A 22386-nucleotide genomic window follows, 5' to 3' on the forward strand; every position below is an offset into this window, starting at 1 on the left:
CCCTTATCGCGCGGTGGAGGTGTAGGGCAGCAGCGCCATCTCACGGCTGTTCTTGACGGCCGTGGCGACGTCACGCTGGTGCTGCGTGCAGTTGCCGGTCACGCGGCGGGCACGGATCTTGCCGCGGTCGGAAATGAACTTCCGCAGCATGTTCGTGTCCTTGTAGTCCACGTACGTGACCTTGTCCTTGCAGAAAGCGCAAACCTTCTTCTTCGGCTTGCGCACAGGCGGCTTCGCCATGGTGTTTCTCCTGTGTGATCAAGAAGTTTGGGGTACGACCCGCCCTCGACCCGGCCAGGCCCGATGACCCGGCCCGAAGGTCTAGAAGGGGGGCTCGTCCGAGTAGCCGCCACCGCCGCCGGAGCCGCCGCCCCAGCCGCCACCGCCCTGGCCACCGGCAGGAGCGCCGGTCGCCCACGGGTCCTCGGCCGGAGCGCCGCCGCCCTGCTGGCCGCCGCCGGGGCCGCCGCCCCAGCCGCCGCCACCCTGGCCGCCACCGCCGCCGTAACCACCCTGGCCACCGCGGCCGGCGGTCTTGGTGACCTTGGCCGTGGCGTTGCGCAGGCTCGCGCCGACCTCGTCGACATCGAGCTCGTAGACCGTGCGCTTGACGCCCTCACGGTCCTCGTAGGACCGCTGCTTCAGCCGGCCCTGCACGATGACGCGCATGCCCTTCTGAAGCGACTCGGCGACGTTCTCCGCCGCCTGTCGCCAGACCGAGCAGGTCAGGAAGAGGCTCTCGCCGTCCCTCCACTCGTTCGTCTGGCGGTCGAAGGTGCGGGGAGTGGACGCGATGCGGAACTTCGCGACCGCCGCACCGGACGGGGTGAAGCGCAGCTCGGGGTCTTCGACAAGATTGCCGACGACCGTGATGACGGTCTCGCCTGCCATGGGGGAACCTCTCGGCGGGTTTGCTGCTGGCTGCTTGCTGCTACTCGAATCCCGAGATCAGCTGAGCTGGAGCTCAGTGGGTCTCGGGGCGGAGGACCTTGGTCCGGAGGACCGACTCGTTCAGGTTCATCTGGCGGTCGAGCTCCTTGACGACCGCAGGCTCGGCCTGCAGGTCGATGACCGAGTAGATGCCCTCGGGCTTCTTCTTGATCTCGTACGAGAGACGACGACGGCCCCAGGTGTCGACCTTCTCGACCTTTCCGCCACCGTCACGGACGACAGAAAGGAAGTTCTCGATCAGCGGGGAGACAGCGCGCTCCTCGAGATCGGGGTCGAGGATGACCATCACCTCGTAGTGACGCATGTGGAACCCACCTCCTTTGGACTCAGCGGCCACGGTCGTTCCGTGGCAGGAGGGTTGTGATGCGTACGCAACGGTATCGGCCGCCACCGACAATCGGGGTCGGTCGGCGGTTTCCCCGGCTTGGCCTGGGCAGACACCGGTGCAGAGGGTACAGAGTACCCGCACACGCGCTTCCGGTTGAAATCCGGCGGCGAAGCCCCACAATCAGTACGCATCGGGTGTGTACGGCGCTACCATGCGCCGCCTTCCGCAGGAGGTGCCCTATGGCACAGGTATTGCGACCCAACACCACCGGTTCTCTCTTGGCCACGGACGGCAAGGCCCACCCCGTCCAGGACACCCTGCTCGTGGTGACCCTGGTGCTCGGGATCACGGCCTTCGTCACGGCGATGTTCGACAACCTGCATCTGATCAGCTCTTGGACCGGCCTGGTGGGGATCTTCACCGGCGCGTACGGGCAGTACATCTCCGTCACGACCCGTGAGCGCTTCGGGCTGATCCTGGGACTCGGTGCCTCCGCCATCGGCTTCGGTCTCGGCATGGCCCACGGCGGCCTCTTCGGCGGGCTGATCGGCGGCTGACCGTGAGATCGCCGGACGGCCCGGCGGGCCGTCCGGCGATCCGATGGGCACACAGGTTCCATACGGCCAGTCGGGGCGCTCCCAGGGCGCAGTAGGCTTCGGCGCGAGAGCCGGAGCCCCTGTACCCATGGGGACACACCAGCCCGAGGAGCGCCCCGAATGAGCCTGACCCTGAGGACGATCAGCCGCGAGCAGCATCTGGCGTACATCCAGAGCCTGCCGGCGGCGAGCCACATGCAGGTCCCGGCCTGGGCAGACGTCAAGGCGGAGTGGCGCTCGGAGAACCTCGGGTGGTTCGACAAGAACGGCGAACTGGTGGGCGTCGGACTGGTGTTGTACCGCCAGCTGCCCAAGATCAAGCGCTATCTCGCGTACCTTCCCGAGGGCCCGGTCATCAACTGGTACGCGCCGAATCTGGACGACTGGATCCAGCCGATGCTCGCGCACCTGAAGCACCAGGGTGCCTTCTCGGTGAAGATGGGCCCGCCGGTGATCATCCGGCGCTGGGAGGCCAACTCCATCAAGCAGGGCATCCAGGACCCGGACGTGAAGCGTCTGCGCGACATCGAAGCGGACTTCATCGAACCGCGCGCCTTCGAGGTCGCCGACAAGCTGCGCCGCATGGGCTGGCAGCAGGGCGAGGACGGCGGCGCCGGCTTCGGTGACGTGCAGCCCCGCTACGTCTACCAGGTGCCGCTCGCGAACCGTTCCCTGGAAGAGGTCCACAAGAACTTCAACCAGCTGTGGCGCCGCAACATCAAGAAGGCCGAGAAGGCCGGTGTCGAGGTCGTCCAGGGCGGTTACCACGACCTCGAGGAATGGCAGCGGCTGTACGAGATCACGGCCGTGCGCGACCACTTCCGGCCCCGCCCGCTGTCGTACTTCCAGCGCATGTGGACGGCCCTCAACACCGAGGACCCCAACCGCATGCGCCTGTACTTCGCCCGGCACAACGGCGTGAACCTTTCGGCGGCGACGATGCTGGTGGTCGGCGGGCACGTCTGGTACTCCTACGGTGCCTCCGACAACATCGGCCGCGAGGTCCGGCCCTCGAACGCGATGCAGTGGCGGATGCTGCGCGACGCCTACGCACTCGGCGCCACCGTCTACGACCTGCGCGGTATCTCGGACTCGCTGGACGAGACCGATCACCTCTTCGGTCTGATCCAGTTCAAGGTGGGCACGGGCGGGCAGGCAGCCGAGTACCTCGGCGAATGGGACTTCCCGCTCAACAAGCTGCTCCACAAGGCGCTCGACATCTACATGTCGCGCCGCTGACCTGCCGGAGCAGCGTAACGGGCCGCTCCGCGGCCCGGCGCCTCCCCGCAGGGCCGACGAGTCCGTCACAATTTCCTCTCAGACCTCTGACACACCGCAGCCACGAGAAAGGTTCCGGGACCGGCCATGGCGCTCACGCTTTACGTCGACACCGCGCGCTGGCGGGCACACCACAAGCACGTGCAGGAACAGTTCCCTGGGCTCGTCCCCGTCTGCAAGGGCAACGGCTACGGCTTCGGCCACGAGCGGCTGGCGGAGGAGGCCACGCGTCTGGGCTCGGACGTCCTCGCCGTGGGCACGACGTACGAGGCGGCCCGGATCAAGGACTGGTTCAGCGGCGACCTGCTGGTGCTGACGCCGTTCCGGCGGGGCGAAGAGCCCGTGCCGCTGCCCGACCGCGTCATCCGCTCGGTGTCGTCCGTGGACGGCGTGTACGGACTCGTGGGCGCCCGTGTGGTCATCGAGGTGATGTCCTCGATGAAGCGGCACGGCGTGAGCGAGCAGGACCTGCCGCATCTGCACTCCGCCATAGAGAACGTCCGCCTGGAGGGCTTCGCCATCCACCTCCCGCTCGACCGCACCGACGGCTCGGACGCCGTCGAGGAGGTCATCGGCTGGATGGACCGGCTGCGCGCGGCCCGGCTGCCGCTGCACACGATGTTCGTCAGCCACCTCAAGGCCGAGGAGCTCATCCGGCTTCAGCAGCAGTTCCCGCAGACCCGCTTCCGCGCCCGCATCGGCACCCGGCTGTGGCTGGGGGACCACGAGGCGACCGAGTACCGGGGGGCCGTCCTGGACGTCACGCGCGTTTCCAAGGGCGAGCGCTTCGGCTACCGGCAGCAGAAGGCGGCCTCCGACGGCTTCCTGGTCGTCGTGGCGGGCGGAACGTCGCACGGGGTGGGCCTGGAGGCCCCCAAGGCCCTGCACGGCGTCATGCCGCGCGCCAAGGGCGTCGCCCGGGCCGGCCTCGCCACGGTGAACCGGAACCTTTCGCCCTTCGTCTGGGCGGGCAAGCAGCGCTGGTTCGCCGAACCCCCGCACATGCAGGTCTCGATCCTCTTCGTCCCCGCGGACGCCACGGAGCCGAAGGTGGGCGACGAGCTGGTGGCCCATCTGCGGCACACCACCACGCAGTTCGACCGGCTCGTCGACCGCTGAGGCCCGGGCAGGACAGCACAAAGGCCGTACACGGAGCCCCGTGTACGGCCTTTGGTTTGGCGCCCCAACGATGTGTTCGCTCAGGGCGAACGGCTCTCCGCGGGCTCGGCACCCCCGCTGCCCCACTCCACATGCGGCCCGTCGAAGTGCGCGGCGTGCCGCGGCGGATGGGGGGCGGCCCCCAGCACGAAGACGTCCGGCGCGCCGTCCAGCACACCGCCGGACGGGTCGTCGTCACCGGCCCGGCGCACCATGTCCCGTTCCGGCATGAAGATGTCGCGTACGACGACGGCGCACAGGTAGAGCGTCCCCAACAGATGGACAGCGATGGCGATTTGGTACCCGTCCGTCGGCAGACCCTTGTGGGCGTCTCCGCTGGTCGTGTAGGCGAGGTACATCCAGATCCCCAGGAAGTACGCCACCTCGCACGCCTGCCAGATCAAAAAGTCCCGCCAGCGCGGCCGGGCCAGTGCGGCAAGGGGCACCAGCCACAGCACGTACTGCGGCGAGTAGACCTTGTTGGTGAGGATGAACGCCGCGACGATCAGGAACGCGAGCTGGGCGAAGCGCGGGCGACGCGGGGCCGTGAGCGTGATGGTGGTGAGGATGGCGCAGGCCACCAGCATCATGATCATCGCGGAGGTATTGGCCGCGTCCTTGGTGATCTCGATGTCGAGCCAGCGCGAGATGAACAGGAAGACCGAACCGAAGTCGACCCCCCGTTCCCGGCTGAAGCTGTAGAACTTCGCCCAGCCCTCGGGGGCGAGGTACATCACCGGCAGGTTGACCACGAGCCACGCGCCCACGGCGCCCAGCACGGCGGTGGAGAACTCCCGCCACTTGCCCGCCCGCCAGCACAGCACGAGGAGCGGTCCGAGTACCAGGAACGGATAGAACTTGGCGGCGGTGGCGAGCCCGACCAGGATGCCGAAGGCAAGGGCCCGGCCACGCGACCACATCAGCATCGCGGCGGCCAGCAGGGCCACGGCGAGCAGGTCCCAGTTGATGGTGGCCGTCAGCGCGAAGGCGGGCGCGAGGGCGACCAGGAGGCCGTCCCAGGGGCGCCGGCGGTGGATGCGCGCAGTGCACACGGCGATGACCGCGGCGCACACCATCAGCATCCCGGCGTTGACCATCCAGTAGGTCTGCTCCCGGGCCTGGAGGGTGCCGCTGCCCGGAGTCACCCACGAAGCGACCTCCATGAACACACCGGTGAGCACCGGGTATTCGAGGTAGTCCATGTCGCCGGGGAGCTTGTCGAAGTAGGGCACGAGCCCGTCGGCGAAACCGCGTCCCTGGTAGAGATGCGGGATGTCCGAGTAGCACGCGTGCGTGTACTGGGAACTGGCGCCGAAGAACCAGCCGCTGTCGTAGCAGGGCAGCTTCTGGACCATGCCGAGGGCGAACATACCGATCGCGACGAGCGCCACCACCCGCACGGGAGTCCACCAGGACGTCCCGAGCAGTGCACGTCGCCCGACGGGACCGCCGATCAGCTCGCTACCTGCCGCAGCGACCTCGTCCTCCCTGGTCGGCCGCACGGGGTCCGGCTCGTGGACGCTCGCTCGCGTCGTCTCTGCACTGGGCATGGGGCTCATCCTGCCGCATGCACCTAGGAAAACGCCGAGGGCCGCCACACCTGGTCGGTGCGACGGCCCTCTTCGGTCGGTGTTTCACGTGAAACGGAGTGTTTCACGTGAAACACGGTCGGTGACGACTACCCGTTCGGGCCTCCGAAGGGGAAGCCACCGCCGTTGCCATTGCCCTTGGAGCCTCCGTCGGTGGTGGTCGCGGTCGGCGTCGTGGTCACACCGTCCGAGGGGCCACCATCGAGGCCGCCGGTGTCGCCGCCGTTGTCGTTGCCGCACTTCCAGCGGGGACCGTTGCATGTGTCGGTCGGCGTGGGCGTGGGCGTCACGCTCGGCGTCGGGGTCGGCGACGGGCTCTCCGTGACGGTCTCCGTGGGCGTGGGGGTCACGCTCGGGCTCGGGACGGCATTGACGATCTCACCGATGGGCTCGGGCGTCGGGAACTTCTCCACACCCTGACCCTCGAGCGCCTGCGCCATGTAGTCGTGCCAGATCTGGGCCGGGAACGAGGCACCGTGGATCTCTTCCTGGCCACCCGTTCCGTACATCTCCAGGAACGTCCGCGACTTGTTCTTCTCGTTGTCGTCCATCCGGAACATGCTGATCGCGGTGGACAGCTGGGGGGTGTAGCCGACGAACCAGGCGGACTTGTTGCCGTCGGTGGTACCCGTCTTGCCGGCCACCTCACGGCCGGGCAGCCGGGCGTTGGTACCGGTTCCCTTCTCGACCACGGTCTTCAGAACGTCCGTGACGTTGTCGGCCACATTCGATGTGAAGGCCTGCTCGGTCTTGGCCTGGTGCGTGAAGACCGTCCCGTCCTGGCTGGTGACCCTCTCGACGGAGAACGGGTCGTTCTGCTTGCCGCTGGCCGCGAAGGTGGCGTACGCACCAGCCATCCGGATCGTGCTCGGGGAGGAGGTACCGATGGAGAACGACGGGAAGTCGGCGCTGGCCAGGCTCTTCTCCAGGACGCCCGCATCCAGGGCGGCCTGCTTGACCTTGTCCAGGCCTACGTCCATGCCGAGCTGGACGTAGGCCGAGTTGACGGAGTACTGCATCGCCTCGCGAAGGTCGATCGTGTACTTCGGCGGGCTTCCCACCGACTGATTGCCGTCGTTCGTCTGCAGCCACTCCTTGTTGTCCTTGTCGGTCCAGACCGTCCCGTCGTAATTCTTGATCTTGAGCTTGTTCTTGCCGCTGTACAGGCTCTTCGGGGAAGCGACGGTGCGCTCGTCCTGCGCCTGCGACGCCGGGAGGTCGGGGTTCCGCACGCCCCACTTCATGGCGGCTGCCAGCACGAACGGCTTGAACGTCGAACCCACCTGGGCACCGGTCGAGTCGGCGTTGTTGGTGAAGTGCTTGGTTGCGTCCTCACCGCCGTAGATCGCCCTGATGGCGCCCGTTTTCGGGTCCACGGAAGCCCCGCCGAACTGAACGTACTTGTCCGTGTCCGGGCGCTGCTTGGGCTTGATGTTCGCCTTCTGGACCTTCTTGACCGCGTCTTGGAGCGCGTCGACCTTCTTCTTGTCGAAGGTCGTGTAGATCGAGTAGCCACCTCGCTGAAGGTCGTTGGCCGTGATCTTCGTGTCGTTGTTGATCAGGTACGCCTTGGCGAGGTCGACGAGATAACCGATCTGACCACTCAGCCGGGTGTTCGACCGCGGGCTCTGGACCTTGGGGAGCTCGGTGTACTTAGCTCGCTCCGTGGCGCTCAGATGGTTGTACTCGACCATCTTGTTGAGGGTGTCCTGCATCTGCAGCTTGGCCCGCCGCCTGTTGGCCTCAGGAGTGGCGGCCGGGTCCACGGAGACCGCGCCCGCCGGGTCGTAGTACGTGGCGCCCTTCAGCATCGCCGCCAGGAAGGCGCACTGACCCGGGTTCAGCTTGACGGCGTCCTTGTTGAAGTACGCGCGCGCGGCCGCCTGGATCCCGTAGGCGTTCCGGCCGTAGTACGCGGAGTTCAGGTAGCCGGCCAGGATTTCGTCCTTCTTGACGGTGGCCCCTACCTTGATCGAGATGAAGATCTCCTTGAACTTGCGGGAGATCGTCTGCGACTGGTCGTCCAGGCGCGCGTTCTTCACGTACTGCTGGGTGATGGTGGAGCCGCCCTGTGTCTGGCCGCCCCTGGCCATGTTGAGGAAGGCACGCGCGATGCCCTTCGGGTCGACGCCGCTGTCGGTGTAGAAAGTCTTGTTCTCCTGGGAGATGACGGCCCACCGCATCGCCGGGGGGATCTGCGAGAGATTGACGATCTGGCGGTTCGTCTCACCACCCGTGGCGACCATCTGGCTGCCGTCGGCCCAGTAGTAGACATTGTTCTGCGCCGTCGCGGTATCCGCGACGTTCGGGACGCTCACCATGGCGTATCCGACACCCGCGACCGCCACCAGGCTCCCTATGAAGCCGATGAACAGCCCCGTGACCAGTTTCCACGATGGCAACCAGCGCGCGGCTCCGTACTTGCCCGCGCGCGGGTAGTCGATGAACCTCTTCTTGGCGGGATCGGAACCGCGGCCTCTGCCGCGCCCCGGCCCGTTCGGGCCACCACGGCCCGCGGGACCATGTCCCGCGCCGTCGGCCCCTCTACGCCGGCCGCCACCATTTCTCTGTGCGGCCCGCCGGGCCTCGGCACGGCTGCCGTACGGGCGCTCTTCACCCCCCGCTCCATAGGAGTCGGAAGGAAACCCGGTGGCGCCTCGCGGTGCCGCGCGGCGGCCGGAGGGTGCCGACTGGCCACGTCGGGCCGCGGCACGTCCGCCTCCCTGCGGCTGCGGCGGTTTGCGACGGTGCTCGCTCATCGAACGATTACTCCTCGGGCAGGCGCACCCTTGCGCGCCTGGAAACGGCGGCTGGTTTCCGGTCCCCCCAAAGTACGGATGCGGTCGTTTTCGCATTCACCCGTACTGCACCGATGACGAGGACGTCCCCTGGCGTCACTCGGTTCCCGGTGATGTGCATGGCGCACAGACTACGCACCGCCAAAACCCGCCTAGCACCGAAGTTCACCCCAAACCAGGCAACTCGCTTCCTACGAATCGGTGATGTGACCCCGTTCACCGTGCCCCCTCTTGTCGCATCCGGAGGGGCGTTCTATCGTGCTGATGTATCGAGTCGATACATCAGCACGGCATAAAGACCGTGCGAACGAGCCAGCGACAGGGAGGAGGCGCGGATGAGCCGGCGTTCCGGGATCCTCGAGTTCGCCGTCCTGGGCCTGCTCCGCGAGTCCCCGATGCACGGCTATGAGCTGCGCAAACGACTCAATACGTCGCTGGGTGTATTCCGTGCGTTCAGCTACGGGACGCTCTACCCGTGCCTCAAGACGCTGGTCGCCAACGGCTGGTTGATCGAGGAGTCGGGCAGCAGCCCCGACGACGCCCTCGCCGCCACCCTCGCGGGGCGACGCGCGAAAATCGTCTATCGGTTGACGGCGGAAGGTAAGGAGCACTTCGAGGAGCTGCTCTCGCAGACGGGCCCCGACGCGTACGAGGACGAGCACTTCGCCGCTCGCTTCGCCTTCTTCGGGCAGACGTCCCGCGACGTGCGCATGCGCGTCCTCGAGGGCCGCCGGAGCCGACTGGAGGAGCGCCTGGAGAAGATGCGCGCCTCGCTGGCGCGCACCCGGGAGCGCCTCGACGACTACACCCTTGAGCTCCAGCGCCACGGGATGGAGTCCGTGGAGCGCGAAGTGCGCTGGCTGAACGAGCTCATCGAGAGCGAGCGGGCCGGACGGGACCTGAGGGGTTCCGTTTCCGGGGGGACCGCTCAGCAGGACACATCTGGAGCGACGGGCGGCCTGCCCCGGCCGGGGGAGACTCCCCGGCCGGATACGCCCGGCGACACCGCCACGTGAGGCCCCGTCGGGGCTTCACCAGTACACACAGGGAGCAACCGGAATGGGTTCGGTTCGCGTAGCCATCGTCGGCGTGGGCAACTGCGCCGCGTCGCTGGTGCAGGGAGTCGAGTACTACAAGGACGCCGACCCGGCGTCCAAGGTCCCCGGCCTGATGCACGTCCAGTTCGGCGACTACCACGTCCGTGACGTCGAGTTCGTCGCCGCGTTCGACGTGGACGCCAAGAAGGTCGGGCTCGACCTCTCGGACGCCATCGGCGCGTCCGAGAACAACACCATCAAGATCTGCGACGTGCCCAGCACCGGTGTCACCGTGCAGCGCGGCCACACCCTCGACGGCCTCGGCAAGTACTACCGCCAGACCATCGAGGAGTCCGCCGAGGAGCCTGTCGACGTCATCCAGGTCCTCAAGGACAAGCAGGTCGACGTCCTCGTCTGCTACCTGCCCGTCGGTTCCGAGGACGCGGCGAAGTTCTACGCCCAGTGCGCCATCGACGCCAAGGTCGCCTTCGTCAACGCGCTTCCGGTCTTCATCGCCGGCACCAAGGAGTGGGCGGACAAGTTCACCGAGGCGGGCGTGCCGATCGTCGGTGACGACATCAAGTCGCAGGTCGGCGCCACCATCACGCACCGCGTCATGGCGAAGCTGTTCGAGGACCGGGGCGTCATCCTGGACCGCACGATGCAGCTGAACGTCGGCGGCAACATGGACTTCAAGAACATGCTCGAGCGCGAGCGCCTGGAGTCCAAGAAGATCTCCAAGACCCAGGCCGTCACCTCCCAGATCCCCGACCGGGACCTCGGCGAGAAGAACGTCCACATCGGCCCGTCCGACTACGTGGCCTGGCTCGACGACCGCAAGTGGGCGTACGTCCGCCTCGAGGGCCGCGCCTTCGGCGACGTCCCGCTGAACCTTGAGTACAAGCTCGAGGTCTGGGACTCCCCGAACTCCGCGGGTGTCATCATCGACGCGCTGCGCGCCGCGAAGATCGCCAAGGACCGGGGCATCGGCGGCCCGATCCTCTCCGCGTCCTCGTACTTCATGAAGTCCCCGCCGGTCCAGTACTTCGACGACGAGGCCCGCGAGAACGTGGAGAAGTTCATCCGCGGCGAGGTCGAGCGCTAGAAACTGCTCCTGCCAGGGCTGTTGTGGGTCCCCGGGTTGTACACCCCGGGGACCCTCCCGTATGTGAGGCTGTGCCCCATGGTCGTCGTCCGTGACCTGCGCGTCCTTCTGCGCTTCCAGGGCTTCCGACGCCTGCTCGCCATACGGCTGCTCTCCCAGGGAGCCGACGGTGTCTACCAGGTCGCGCTCGCCGCGTATGTCGTCTTCTCCCCGGAGAAGCAGACCTCCGCCGCCGCGATCGCCTCCGCCATGGCGGTCCTGCTGCTCCCGTACTCCCTGGTCGGCCCTTTCGCGGGCGTCCTGCTGGACCGTTGGCGACGCCGCCAGGTCTTCCTCTACGGCAATCTGCTGCGCGCCCTGCTGGCGACGGCGACGGCCATCCTGATGGTGAGCCCCGTCCCGGACTGGCTCTTCTACGTTTCCGCGCTGTGCGTCACCGCGGTTAACCGCTTCGTCCTCGCGGGCCTGTCCGCGGCGCTGCCGCGCGTGGTCGACGACGAACGTCTGGTGATGGCCAACTCCCTCTCCCCGACGGCCGGCACGCTCGCCGCGACCGCGGGCGGCGGACTCGCCTTCGTCGTACGCCTGGTGGTCGCGGACACCGACGCCGTGGTGGTGCTGCTGGGCGCGGCCCTCTACCTGAGCGCGGCCCTCACGTCGCTGAGTCTGGCGCCGGAGCTGCTGGGCCCCGACCGGGAATCGGTGTCGCCGCGGCTGGGCACGGCCTTCGCCGACGCCACACGCGACCTGGTGGCGGGGGTGCGGTATCTCGCGGCACCCCCGCGCCGGGAGGCCGCCTGGGCCCTCACCGCGATGACGCTGATGCGGTTCTGCTACGGCGCACTGCTGGTCCTAGTGCTGATGCTGTGCCGGTACGCCCTGTCCTCGGACTCGGAGCAAGGACTCGCCCTGCTGGCGCTGGCCTTGGGGGTGTCCGGCGCCGGCTTCTTCGCCGCGGCCGTGGTGACGCCATGGGCGGCGGGACGGCTGGGGCCCGGCCGCTGGATCATGGTGTGCGCCGCGGCCGCCGCGGTTCTGGAGCCCGCTCTCGGCCTGCCGTTCGCCATCGTGCCCATGCTGATCGCGGCGTTCGTCCTGGGGCTGATCACACAGGGCGCGAAGATCTCCACGGACACAATCGTCCAGTCCACGGTCGACGACGGCTTCCGCGGCCGTGTCTTTTCCGTCTACGACGTGCTCTTCAACGTCGCCTTCGTCGGCGCGGCCGGTGTCGCCGCCCTGATGCTGCCTCCTGACGGCCGCTCAGCCGTCCTGGTGATCGTGGTCGCCGGCATCTACGCGGCAGTCGCTTCGGCCATGTCCCGCTTCGAACGCCAGTAAGTGCACCTAGCCAACGGAGGGGCGATGTTTCACGTGAAACATCGCCCCTCCGTGTTCCCCGGGGTCATGTTTCACGTGAAACATGACCCCGTTCCTCACGCCTCAGCTCTGCTCGGCCCACCACTCCTTGAGCGCCGCCACCGCCGCGTCGTGCTCCATCGGGCCGTTCTCCAGACGGAGCTCCAGCAGGAACTTGTACGCCTGACCGACAACCGGGCCGGGGCGGACACCCAGGATCTCCATGATCTCGTTGCCGTCCAGGTCGGGACGGATCGCGTCCAGCTCCTCCTGTTCCTGGAGCTGGGCGATGCGCTCCTCCAGGCCGTCGTACGCACGGGAGAGCGCGGCCGCCTTGCGCTTGTTGCGGGTCGTGCAGTCGGAGCGGGTCAGCTTGTGGAGGCGGTCGAGAAGCGGGCCCGCGTCACGGACGTAACGGCGTACCGCGGAGTCCGTCCATTCGCCGGTGCCGTAGCCATGGAAGCGCAGATGGAGTTCGACCAGACGTGAGACGTCCTTCACAAGGTCGTTCGGGTACTTCAGCGCCGTCATGCGCTTCTTGGTCATCTTGGCACCCACCACCTCGTGGTGGTGGAAGGAGACCCGGCCGTCCTTCTCGAAGCGGCGCGTCTTCGGCTTGCCGATGTCGTGCAGCAGCGCAGCGAGCCGAAGGGTCAGGTCCGGCCCTTCCTGCTCCAGCGCCATCGCCTGCTCCAGCACGATCAGTGTGTGGTCGTAGACGTCCTTGTGCCGGTGGTGCTCGTCGCGCTCCAGCCGCAGCGCGGGAAGCTCCGGAAAGACGTGATCGGCGAGTCCGGTGTCGACCAGCAGCGTCAGTCCCTTGCGCGGGTGCGCGGACAGGATCAGCTTGTTCAGCTCGTCCCGCACGCGCTCGGCGGACACGATCTCGATGCGGCCGGCCATCTCCCTCATGGCCGTGACGACCTCGGGAGCCACCTCGAAGTCCAGCTGGGCCGCGAAGCGGGCTGCCCGCATCATCCGCAGCGGGTCGTCCGAGAACGACTCCTCGGGGGTGCCCGGCGTCCGCAGAACCCGGGCGGCAAGGTCATCGCGCCCGCCGTAGGGGTCGATGAACTCCTTCTCGGGCAGCGCGACGGCCATCGCGTTGACCGTGAAGTCGCGACGGACGAGGTCCTCCTCAATGGAGTCGCCGTACGACACCTCGGGCTTGCGCGAGGTCCGGTCGTACGCCTCGGAGCGGTACGTCGTCACCTCGATCTGAAAGCGCTGAACGGCGTCTCCGACGCGGGCCTCCTTCTGGGCACCGACCGTCCCGAAGGCGATCCCGACGTCCCACGTGGCGTCCGCCCATGGCCGAACGATCTTGAGCACGTCCTCCGGACGGGCGTCCGTCGTGAAGTCCAGGTCATTGCCGAGCCGACCGAGGAGGGCATCCCGTACCGAGCCGCCGACCAGGGCGAGCGAGAACCCGGCCTCCTGGAAACGGCGGGCGAGGTCGTCGGCGACAGGGGACACCCGCAGCAGTTCACTCACCGCGCGGCGCTGCACCTGACTCAGGGAACTGGAATTGTCTTCGTTGGCGTTCGGCACAACAGAAAAGGGTACGTGGCCCGGGCGACGGCGAGCGCCTGTATTAAACGTGCACATGCGCACCGCACAGACACTCCCCTCAATACACGTACATACGGGACAGCCCGGCGCCTGTTTCCGATCTTGCAGCACGGACCGCGGCACTTCCCCTCCGTGCGCATCGTTACCATGCGTGGACGCACATTCCGACGACCACTGATCACGACGAGGGACGGGCGAGCGCGTGGCCGAGGCGGCAGACTTCCAGGGGATGAGTTCCTCACCTGCCCGCCGGTGGCTCCGGCGCACCGGAACCCTGCTCGCGGGCGCGCCCCTGCTGGCCGGTCTGCTGCAGCTGCCCGCCGGCCCGGCGGCGCACGCCACTCCGAGGAGCGCCCCGGCGAAGGCGAGCGGCTCCCGCACGGTCGCCGTCTCCCTCGACTCGCTCAGCCCCAGCGTGCCGGGGGACAGCGACACCCTCACCGTCTCCGGCACGGTCACCAATAACGGCAAGCAGACCGTCACAGGCGCCCATGTGGGCCTCCGTGTGGGCCCGTCGCTGACCAGCCGCGCGTCCATCGACAGCGCCGCCCAGGGCACCGGATATCTGCCGGGCGTCGACGGCGACGAGGTCGGTGACAAGTACGCCGAGGAGTTCGACAAGCTCACCCCTGGCGTCGCGCAGACCTTCAGCATCTCCGTGCCCGTGAAGGAACTGGGCCTCGACTCCGACGGTGTCTACCAGCTCGGCGTCTCACTCTCGGGCCACACCAGCACCCAGCCGTACGAGCAGGTGCTCGGCATCCAGCGGACGTTTCTGCCCTGGCAGCCCGATGGCGCCACCTCCAAGACGAAGACGACGTATCTCTGGCCGCTGATCTCCACCGTCCACATGACCGCGGAGACCCTTCCCAACCAGCAGCAGACGCCGGTCTTCCAGAACGACGACCTGGCCAGGGAGATCTCTCCGGGCGGCCGTCTCTCCCAGCTCCTGTCGCTGGGCAAGAACCTCGACGTCACCTGGGTGATCGACCCGGATCTGCTCGCCTCCGTGGACGCGATGACGGGCAGCTACAGCATCAAGGGCGACGGCAACACCGTCACGGCGGGCAAGAACCAGGCGGTCGCCAAGCAGTGGCTCGCCGATCTTGAGAAGGCGGTCGAGAACAAGGAGGTCGTCGCCCTCCCCTTCGCCGACCCCGACCTGGCCTCGCTCGCCCACAACGGCAAGAACGTCACCGGCTCCCTGAGCCATCTGAAGGACGCCACGGATGTGGCCGCCAGCACCGTGGAGACTGTGCTCCACGTGAAACCGGACACGGACTTCGCCTGGCCCGTGAACGGCGCGATCGATCCCTCGATCGTCAAGGTGGCCACCTCTGCGGGAGCCGACAAGGTGATCGCCCGCAGCGACAGCCTCAAGGAGACCGGCGGCCTGTCCTACACGCCCACCGCCGCGCGTCCCATCGGCGGCGGCACCACGGCGGTGGTCGCGGACGACGGGCTCTCGACCGCGTTCCAGGGCGACATGACCTCGGCCGGCAGTTCCACACTCGCCGTGCAGGAGTTCCTGGCCCAGAGCCTGATGATCAACCTGCAGGAGCCGCAGAAGCAGCGCAGCATCGTGGTCGCCCCGCAGCGTATGCCGTCCGCGAGCCAGGCCCAGTCGATGGCGCAGGCACTGACGGTGCTGCAGGGCAGCACCTGGTCGCAGTCCGCCGCGCTGTCGGCGGCCGCCAAGGCCCAGCCGGACCCGAACGCCACGACGAAGGTGCCGTCCGGGTACCGCTACCCCTCTTCGCTGCGCAAACAGCAGCTGCCGCGGTCGGCGTTCCAGCAGATCGAGGACACGCAGGACAAGCTCGACAACTTCAAGGTGATCCTGACCGGCCCCGCACGGGTCGCCACGCCCTTCGGGCGGGCCATAGACCGCGCCATGTCCACCTCCTGGCGCGGCCGCTCCACCGAGGCATCGATCTTCCGCCAGGGCGTGGAGTCGTACCTCGCGGAGCTCACCGGACAGGTGCGACTGATCGAGAAGTCCGAGACGAAACTCTCGGGCCGCAGCGCCACGATCCCGGTGACGGTGCAGAACAACCTCATGCAGGGGGTCCAGCACCTGGTGCTGCGGCTCACCTCGCAGCAGCCGACCCGACTGAAGATCGGCAATGGCCCCTACGACGAACAACCCATCACCGTCTCGGGCGGCCACAGCCAGTCCGTGAAGTTCACCACCACGGCCAACGCCAACGGCAGGGCCACGGTGGTCGCCCAGCTCTTCACCGAGGACGGCCAGCCGTACGGCACCGCGGTCACCTTCGACGTGAACGTAACCGAGATCACACCGACGGTGATGCTGGTCATCGCCGGCGGCGTGCTGCTGCTGGTGCTCGCCGGATTCCGCATGTACACCCAGCGCAAGCGCAGGGCGGCGCAGCAGGCCGAGGAGGAGGAGCAGAGCGGTCCGGAAGACCCGGACGCCGCCTCGGAGGACGGGGGTCTGAACGAGGCCTCGGACAGCGCCGTAGACACTGAGGACACCGAAAACTCCGCGAAGGCACCCGAACAGGAGTCGGACGCCGGGTCCGGGGAAGACGCCCCGGAGCAGCCGAGTGACCCGACACCGGACACCGAACCGGAAAGCGCCGACCCGTCCGGCACGGGTGAGAGAGTGGACCGTTGAGCGATGTCGTGGCCGGTGGGCCAGGGGACGATGAGGTGGGGCAACCATGAACGCGCCGTACGACGGTGACCACGGCCAGGGTGCCGTGGGCAGCTCTGGCTACCCCGACGGCCCGCCGCACGAGCCCGGCCAGGTTCCGCCGCAGCCCCCTGCCGACATGTACCTCCAGGACGCCTACGACCAGGACCCCTACCGGGCGCAGGACCTCTCCGCCCAGGATCCCGTCACCGAGGCCCTCTACGACCGCGCCGCGCACCCCCCGCCGCCCCCGGGCACCTACCAGCCGCAGCCACCGCTGTACGCGCAGCCGCCGACGCCGCAGTACGCGCCGGACCCGCATGTGTGGGCCCAGCCGCCGGCGCCCGAACCATCGGGGCCGAGCCAGCACCTGCCGTACGGCGACGACCCCCGTACGACCCAGTTCGTGGGCGTCGACGACCTGGTCACCCAGGCCGGCGAGGAACACTACGAGCCAGACGCCTTCGCCCATCTCTTCCGGGACCAGCAGCAGGGCGGCGGGCAGCCGTACCAGGAGCAGCCCTCCGGACCCGCACCGTCGTCGGGCCCTGGCCCGGCTGGGCACTACCCCGCGGGCCAGGGCCCGGCGGGGCACTACCCCGATCCCGCCTACGCTCCGGCGGCCCCACCGGCCGCGGCGTACGCTGCCGTGCCTCCGTCGGCCGCCGGTGCCGCTCCGGCACCCGCACCTTCACCGGTCGCTGCTCCTGCCCCCGCACCCGCTCCCGCGCCGGCGGCGAAGAAGGGCGGGCGGGCCGGTGGCCTGCTGAAGTCCAGCGCCGTGATGGCGGCGGGCACGATGGTCTCCCGCCTCACCGGCTTCGTCCGCTCCGCGCTGATCGTCTCAGCCCTGGGCGTCAGCGTGCTCGGCGACACCTTCCAGGTCGCCTACCAGCTGCCGACGATGATCTACATCCTCACTGTCGGCGGTGGCCTGAACTCCGTCTTCGTGCCGCAGCTCGTGCGGGCCATGAAGGAGGACGAGGACGGCGGTGAGGCGTACGCGAACCGGCTGCTGACACTCGTGATGGTGGCGCTGGGCCTGCTGACCGGGATCGCGATGTTCGCGGCGCCGCTGCTCGTCAGGGTGTTGTCGAACTCCGTCGCGACCAACCCCCAGGCCAACGAAGTCGCCGTGACCTTCACCCGCTACTTCCTGCCCACGATCTTCTTCATGGGCATCCACGTGGTGATGGGGCAGATCCTCAACGCCCGCGGGAAGTTCGGCGCCATGATGTGGACCCCGGTCCTGAACAACATCGTCATCATCGTGACGCTCGGCATGTTCATCTGGGTCTACGGCAGCGCCGCCGACTCCGGGATGACGGTGGACAACGTCCCACCCGAGGGCCAGCGCCTCCTGGGCGTCGGCGTCCTGCTCGGTCTTGTGGTCCAGGCGTTGGCGATGATCCCCTATCTGCGCGAGACCGGATTTCGGCTTCGGCTGCGCTTCGACTGGAAGGGCCACGGCCTCGGCAAGGCCGCGATGCTCGCCAAGTGGACCGTCCTCTTCGTCCTGGCGAACCAGGCGGGGGCCATGGTGGTCAGCCAGCTGTCCACCGCATCGGGCGAGCACGCCGGTAAGAAGTTCCCCGGCACCGGCTTCGCCGCCTACGCCAACGCGCAGCTGATCTGGGGACTCCCGCAGGCGATCATCACCGTCTCGCTGATGGCCGCCCTCCTGCCGCGCCTCGCGCGGTCAGCCGCCGAGGGCGACGGCGGTGCCGTGCGGGACGACATCTCCCAGGGCCTGCGCACGACGGCCGTGGCGATCGTGCCGATCGCCTTCGGGTTCGTCTCGCTCGGCATCCCGATGTGCACCCTGATCTTCGGCTCCTCCGGCACCGGCTCCGCCACCAACATGGGCTACATGCTGATGGCCTTCGGCCTCGGCCTGATCCCGTACTCCGTGCAGTACGTCGTGCTCCGTGCCTTCTACGCGTATGAAGACACCCGCACCCCCTTCTACAACACGGTCATCGTGGCCGCCGTGAACGCGGGCGCCTCGGTGGTCTGCTACTTCGTCCTCCCGGCCCGCTGGGCCGTGATCGGCATGGCGGCCTCGTACGGCCTCGCGTACGCGATCGGCGTCGGCGTCGCCTGGGCCCGGCTGCGCAAGCGGCTGGGCGGCGATCTGGACGGCGCCCGGGTGCTGCGCACATACGCACGGCTCGGGATCGCCTCGGTGCCGGCCGCTCTGCTGAGTGGAGCGGCCTGCTACGAGATCGGCCACACGCTGGGTCAGGGTGTCGGCGGCTCGCTCGCCGCCCTGCTCGGTGGTGGCGCCCTTCTCCTCGGTGTCTTCTACGTCGCCGCACGGAAGATGCGCATCGAGGAACTCAACTCAATGGTCGGCATGGTCCGCGGGCGCCTGGGGCGCTGAGTCGGGGGTACGCGCACAACCATCGGCCGCCGCCGTGTGTCGTGCATAGCGGCGGACTGTGGGCACAATTGGTTTCTGCGTCGGACAGCACGCAACGGAGTGGGGAGGCAGGAACGACGGTGGCGGAACGGAGCACGGCTGCCGTCGACGTGGCAGACAACAGCGGCGATGAGCCGCTGACCGCCAAGGCGGACCAGTCCACGTCCGACGGGGTGGCCCAGGACCGGGAGCGGAAGACGGACGGCGACGAGGCACAGGGGAGCGGCGGGACCGAGAGTCCTGGAAAGCCCTCACCGACCGAGCTGCACAGCGGCCACAAGCTCGCCAGACGCTACCGACTCGAGGAGTGCGTCACCCGACTGGACGGATTCAGCAGCTGGCGTGCGGTGGACGAGAAACTCCGCCGCGCCGTCGGCGTGCACATCCTGCCTGCGGACCACCCACGGGCCCGTTCCGTGCTGGCCGCGGCCCGCTCCTCCGCTCTGCTCGGCGACCCCCGCTTCGTGCAGGTCCTGGACGCCGTCGAGGAGAACGACCTCGTCTATGTCGTGCATGAGTGGCTGCCCGACGCCACCGAGCTGACCACGCTTCTGGCCTCTGGACCGCTGGAGGCCCACGACGCCTACCAGATGGTCACCCAGGTCTCCCAGGCGATGGCCGCCGCCCACCGCGAGGGCCTGTCCCATCTGCGTCTGAACCCGGGCACCGTCCTGCGCACCTCCTCCGGGCAGTGGCGCATTCGTGGCCTCGCCGTGAACGCCGCGCTGCGCGGCATCGGCTCCGACACCCCGCAGCGCACCGACACGGAGGCCATCGGCGCGCTCCTGTACGCCGCCCTCACCCAGCGCTGGCCGTACGAGAACGACGCCTACGGTCTGTCCGGGCTGCCCAAGGGTGTCGGTCTGATCGCCCCCGACCAGGTGCGCGCCGGCGTCCACCGTGGTCTGTCCGAGCTCGCCATGCGCGCGCTCGTCAACGACGGCGCCACCGCCTCCCGCCACGAGGCCCCGTGCACCACGCCCGAGGAGCTGGTGAAGGCGATCGGTGAGATGCCCCGCATCCGCCCGCCGGAGCCCGCGTTCACGGCACCGCCCGAGTACCAGCGCACGACCTACCAGCAGGGCACGTACGGTCGCCCCACGCCCCACCCGGGCGCCACGCAGCCCGTACCGACCCCGCCGCCTCCGCTGCAGAGCCGCACCGGCAAGGCCCTCAAGTGGGCCGTCTCGGCGCTGCTCATCGCCGCGCTGGGCCTCGGCAGCTGGCAGCTGGCCGAAGCGCTCATGGACCACAGCAAGAAGTCCGACACGAACCAGACGCAGACGCCGGACGGCAACGACAAGGGCAGCACCGAGCCCAAGCCGGTCAAACAGCTCACCATCCAGGACGCTGCCGAGTACTACCCCGACGGCAAGGCGCAGCATCCGGGCGACGTGAAGCTGACCTACGACAACAAGAATTCGACGTACTGGAGGACGTACTCCTTCAACGCGGGCCCCACGCTGGCGCCTTACAAGGAGGGCGTGGGAATCGTCTACGACCTCGGTTCCGCCCAGAACCTGTCGGCCGCCTCAATAGGGCTGTACTACCCCGGCGACCACACGACGGCCACGCTCTACGCCGCCGACTCCCTGTCGTCGTCCGCCCCGCTCAGCTCGATGACGCAGATCGCGACAGGGAAAACCACGGGTACAGATCTCAAGATCTCCGCCAAGAAGCCCGTGAAGACCCGCTACGTTCTGGTCTGGATCACTGCGGTGCCGCAGGCGTCCAGCGACGAGTTCAGCAGCGCCGGCTACAAGCAGGCCATCACCGACGTGAAGTTCACCGGCTGAGCACACGCCAAGGGGGAGGGGGTCCGATGGCCGATGAAGCCGGATTCAGCACAGCAAGCGATCAGGACCTCCTCGCCCGCCATACAGAGGGCGATCCCAATGCCTTCGGTGAGCTCGTGCGGCGGCATCGCGACCGGCTCTGGGCCGTCGCCCTGCGAACCCTGGGCGACCGCGAGGAGGCCGCTGACGCCGTTCAGGACGCTCTCGTCTCCGCCTACCGAGCTGCCCATACCTTTCGTGGTCAGTCGGCCGTTACGACCTGGCTGCACCGGATCACGGTGAACGCCTGCCTGGACCGCGCCCGCAAGGCAGCGTCCAGGAAGACCTCGCCCGTCGACGACACGGAACGGCTGGAGCAGCTCCTGGAGCCGCACGAGTCGGCGTCCGCTCCGGCCGAGCGCAACGATCTGCATCGCGAGTTACTGGAAGCCCTTGGCACCCTGCCGGCCGACCAGCGGGCCGCCCTCGTCCTGGTGGACATGCAGGGCTATCCGGTGGCGGAGGCCGCCCGCATCCTCGACGTACCGACCGGGACGGTGAAGAGCCGCTGCGCCCGCGGCAGAGCCAGACTGCTGCCGCTGCTCACCCATCTACGTGCGGAGGGCGGCGGCGAGGACGGCAAGAACTCGGGCCGCGGACGGAACCGGACCCAGGGGACATCCGTCCCACCCGCGGCGGGACCACATGATGCAGGGCCAAGCGATTCAGCTGCCGTGAAGGGCGGAGGTGGGCGAGCGTGACATCCACGACCGACACGGCCGGGCACCCGGAAGTCGAGGAGCTCTCCGATCTCAGCGAAGGCCTTCTTCCGCCTTCCCGTACCGCGGACGTGCGCCGGCATCTGGACGACTGCGTCCTCTGCGCCGAGGTGTACGACTCCCTGGAGGAGATTCGCGGCCTCCTGAGCGTGCTTCCAGGTCCGCCGCGTATGCCCGACGACGTGGCGGGCCGCATCGACGCCGCGCTCGCCGCGGAGGCCCCGCTGAACTCGGCCGCACCCGCCGCCGCGGACATGCCCTCTCCCACGCCTGCCGTCGGGCATGTTTCACGTGAAACATCGTCCTCGTCCCCGCCCGACCGCCCCTCGGGGCACGCCCGTGCGGCCACCGGACCGGGGCGATCCCAGCGGACGCGCCGCGGCGGTCGCAGGACCATCGCCCTGGGGGCCGTGTTCACGGCCGCCGCCCTGGGCCTGGGCACGCTCCTGGTGCAGACGCTGGGCAACGACACGGGCAAGACTCCGCAGACGGCCCCACAGCACACCGACGCGGCACACACGTACTCCGAGGGCACGCTGCCCAGCCAGGTGGCAGGCCTGCTCGCCGGGAAGAAGAAGACGGGCGACGGCCATTCCGGAAGTGCCAAGCCGTGGGGCATCCAGTCCGACGGAGGCACGACGGGATCGCCGGGCATGCAGCCGAACAAGACCCTGCAAGGCACCGTCGTCGATGTGCCGAGCTGCATCGAGCAGGCCATCCGCACCGAACAGGCGGTGCTCGCCGCTGACAAGGGTGTGTACCGAGGTACCGCCGTCTACCTCGTCCTCACACCCGATGCCTCCGACAGCACCAAGGTCAGGGCCTACATCGTCGACGCCGCCTGCATGAAACAGGCCTCGGCAGCGCCCGCCAAGGTTCTGTTGACCCACTCGTACGCCCGTTCCTGAGCCCTCCCGTACCGTACGGTTCCCGCCCAGGTGCCGCTTGGCATCTGTGTGCGGTGCCGCGCCTGCGTGTGC

17 protein-coding genes are annotated in these 22386 nt (G+C 68.4%); 11 read left to right on the plus strand and 6 right to left on the minus strand.

Features of this window, described 5'->3' with window-relative positions:
- Positions 1-3: 3 nt before the first annotated feature.
- The 3 genes from rpsR to rpsF all read right to left on the minus strand — a co-directional run bounded on the left by rpsR (position 4) and on the right by rpsF (position 1255).
- On the minus strand, positions 4-240 hold the full coding sequence (gene rpsR / locus Q2K21_RS35540) for a 30S ribosomal protein S18 (RefSeq protein WP_003949403.1): 237 nt from the start codon (positions 238-240) through the stop codon (positions 4-6).
- An 81-nt stretch (positions 241-321) separates the two neighbouring features.
- Positions 322-891, minus strand: a complete 570-nt coding sequence (locus Q2K21_RS35545) for a single-stranded DNA-binding protein (RefSeq protein WP_310780443.1) — start codon at positions 889-891, stop codon at positions 322-324.
- Positions 892-964: 73 nt separating this feature from the next.
- Complete coding sequence (gene rpsF, locus Q2K21_RS35550) at positions 965-1255, minus strand: 30S ribosomal protein S6 (protein WP_004985983.1); 291 nt, start codon at positions 1253-1255, stop codon at positions 965-967.
- 263 nt (positions 1256-1518) lie between these two features.
- Here rpsF and Q2K21_RS35555 point away from each other — a divergent pair, with 263 nt between their 5' ends.
- The 3 genes from Q2K21_RS35555 to Q2K21_RS35565 all read left to right on the plus strand — a co-directional run bounded on the left by Q2K21_RS35555 (position 1519) and on the right by Q2K21_RS35565 (position 4272).
- The gene (locus Q2K21_RS35555; RefSeq protein ID WP_310780446.1) at positions 1519-1836 is read left to right on the plus strand and encodes a hypothetical protein; all 318 of its coding nucleotides are present in this window, start codon (positions 1519-1521) and stop codon (positions 1834-1836) included.
- Between the two features lie 159 nt (positions 1837-1995).
- Positions 1996-3114 carry a peptidoglycan bridge formation glycyltransferase FemX gene (femX, locus tag Q2K21_RS35560; RefSeq protein ID WP_310780448.1) on the plus strand — a complete coding sequence of 373 codons (1119 nt, stop codon included), beginning with the start codon at positions 1996-1998 and terminating at the stop codon, positions 3112-3114.
- A gap of 126 nt (positions 3115-3240) precedes the next feature.
- Complete coding sequence (locus tag Q2K21_RS35565) at positions 3241-4272, plus strand: alanine racemase (protein WP_310780450.1); 1032 nt, start codon at positions 3241-3243, stop codon at positions 4270-4272.
- 80 nt (positions 4273-4352) lie between these two features.
- Here Q2K21_RS35565 and Q2K21_RS35570 read toward each other — a convergent pair whose 3' ends face one another.
- Positions 4353-5870: a glycosyltransferase family 87 protein gene (locus Q2K21_RS35570; protein ID WP_310780452.1), complete on the minus strand. Its 1518-nt coding sequence runs from the start codon at positions 5868-5870 to the stop codon at positions 4353-4355.
- Positions 5871-5989: 119 nt separating this feature from the next.
- Entirely contained in the window at positions 5990-8659 is a 2670-nt protein-coding gene (locus Q2K21_RS35575) for a transglycosylase domain-containing protein (RefSeq protein WP_310780454.1), read from the minus strand.
- Positions 8660-9033: 374 nt separating this feature from the next.
- Here Q2K21_RS35575 and Q2K21_RS35580 point away from each other — a divergent pair, with 374 nt between their 5' ends.
- The 3 genes from Q2K21_RS35580 to Q2K21_RS35590 all read left to right on the plus strand — a co-directional run bounded on the left by Q2K21_RS35580 (position 9034) and on the right by Q2K21_RS35590 (position 12181).
- The gene (locus Q2K21_RS35580; RefSeq protein WP_310780456.1) at positions 9034-9714 is read left to right on the plus strand and encodes a PadR family transcriptional regulator; all 681 of its coding nucleotides are present in this window, start codon (positions 9034-9036) and stop codon (positions 9712-9714) included.
- Positions 9715-9757: 43 nt separating this feature from the next.
- Positions 9758-10840, plus strand: coding sequence for an inositol-3-phosphate synthase (locus Q2K21_RS35585; protein ID WP_310780458.1), 1083 nt, complete (start codon positions 9758-9760; stop codon positions 10838-10840).
- Positions 10841-10918: 78 nt separating this feature from the next.
- Positions 10919-12181 (plus strand): MFS transporter, encoded by a 1263-nt coding sequence (locus Q2K21_RS35590; RefSeq protein WP_310780460.1) that lies wholly within the window; start codon positions 10919-10921, stop codon positions 12179-12181.
- 102 nt (positions 12182-12283) lie between these two features.
- Here Q2K21_RS35590 and Q2K21_RS35595 read toward each other — a convergent pair whose 3' ends face one another.
- Positions 12284-13750: a CCA tRNA nucleotidyltransferase gene (locus Q2K21_RS35595; protein WP_310780462.1), complete on the minus strand. Its 1467-nt coding sequence runs from the start codon at positions 13748-13750 to the stop codon at positions 12284-12286.
- A gap of 223 nt (positions 13751-13973) precedes the next feature.
- Here Q2K21_RS35595 and Q2K21_RS35600 point away from each other — a divergent pair, with 223 nt between their 5' ends.
- The 5 genes from Q2K21_RS35600 to Q2K21_RS35620 all read left to right on the plus strand — a co-directional run bounded on the left by Q2K21_RS35600 (position 13974) and on the right by Q2K21_RS35620 (position 22314).
- Positions 13974-16412, plus strand: a complete 2439-nt coding sequence (locus tag Q2K21_RS35600; protein ID WP_310780464.1) for a DUF6049 family protein — start codon at positions 13974-13976, stop codon at positions 16410-16412.
- A 46-nt stretch (positions 16413-16458) separates the two neighbouring features.
- Entirely contained in the window at positions 16459-18813 is a 2355-nt protein-coding gene (gene murJ / locus Q2K21_RS35605) for a murein biosynthesis integral membrane protein MurJ (RefSeq protein WP_310780466.1), read from the plus strand.
- Between the two features lie 119 nt (positions 18814-18932).
- Complete coding sequence (locus Q2K21_RS35610; protein WP_310780468.1) at positions 18933-20648, plus strand: protein kinase family protein; 1716 nt, start codon at positions 18933-18935, stop codon at positions 20646-20648.
- A 26-nt stretch (positions 20649-20674) separates the two neighbouring features.
- Positions 20675-21388 carry an RNA polymerase sigma factor SigM gene (gene sigM, locus Q2K21_RS35615; RefSeq protein ID WP_310780470.1) on the plus strand — a complete coding sequence of 238 codons (714 nt, stop codon included), beginning with the start codon at positions 20675-20677 and terminating at the stop codon, positions 21386-21388.
- Entirely contained in the window at positions 21385-22314 is a 930-nt protein-coding gene (locus Q2K21_RS35620) for an anti-sigma factor family protein (RefSeq protein WP_310780472.1), read from the plus strand. The genes sigM and Q2K21_RS35620 overlap by 4 nt, the downstream gene beginning before the upstream one ends.
- The last annotated feature ends 72 nt before the right edge of the window (positions 22315-22386 follow it).

This window comes from Streptomyces sp. CGMCC 4.7035, from assembly GCF_031583065.1.
GTDB lineage: Bacteria > Actinomycetota > Actinomycetes > Streptomycetales > Streptomycetaceae > Streptomyces > Streptomyces yaanensis.

What these genes read in the sequence shown, in the direction of transcription:
- rpsR (WP_003949403.1), bottom strand. Translation starts at nt 240, where the DNA reads ATGGCGAAGCCGCCTGTGCGCAAGCCGAAGAAGAAGGTTTGCGCTTTC.
- Q2K21_RS35545 (WP_310780443.1), bottom strand. Translation starts at nt 891, where the DNA reads ATGGCAGGCGAGACCGTCATCACGGTCGTCGGCAATCTTGTCGAAGAC.
- rpsF (WP_004985983.1), bottom strand. Translation starts at nt 1,255, where the DNA reads ATGCGTCACTACGAGGTGATGGTCATCCTCGACCCCGATCTCGAGGAG.
- Q2K21_RS35555 (WP_310780446.1), top strand. Translation starts at nt 1,519, where the DNA reads ATGGCACAGGTATTGCGACCCAACACCACCGGTTCTCTCTTGGCCACG.
- femX (WP_310780448.1), top strand. Translation starts at nt 1,996, where the DNA reads ATGAGCCTGACCCTGAGGACGATCAGCCGCGAGCAGCATCTGGCGTAC.
- Q2K21_RS35565 (WP_310780450.1), top strand. Translation starts at nt 3,241, where the DNA reads ATGGCGCTCACGCTTTACGTCGACACCGCGCGCTGGCGGGCACACCAC.
- Q2K21_RS35570 (WP_310780452.1), bottom strand. Translation starts at nt 5,870, where the DNA reads ATGAGCCCCATGCCCAGTGCAGAGACGACGCGAGCGAGCGTCCACGAG.
- Q2K21_RS35575 (WP_310780454.1), bottom strand. Translation starts at nt 8,659, where the DNA reads ATGAGCGAGCACCGTCGCAAACCGCCGCAGCCGCAGGGAGGCGGACGT.
- Q2K21_RS35580 (WP_310780456.1), top strand. Translation starts at nt 9,034, where the DNA reads ATGAGCCGGCGTTCCGGGATCCTCGAGTTCGCCGTCCTGGGCCTGCTC.
- Q2K21_RS35585 (WP_310780458.1), top strand. Translation starts at nt 9,758, where the DNA reads ATGGGTTCGGTTCGCGTAGCCATCGTCGGCGTGGGCAACTGCGCCGCG.
- Q2K21_RS35590 (WP_310780460.1), top strand. Translation starts at nt 10,919, where the DNA reads ATGGTCGTCGTCCGTGACCTGCGCGTCCTTCTGCGCTTCCAGGGCTTC.
- murJ (WP_310780466.1), top strand. Translation starts at nt 16,459, where the DNA reads ATGAACGCGCCGTACGACGGTGACCACGGCCAGGGTGCCGTGGGCAGC.
- sigM (WP_310780470.1), top strand. Translation starts at nt 20,675, where the DNA reads ATGGCCGATGAAGCCGGATTCAGCACAGCAAGCGATCAGGACCTCCTC.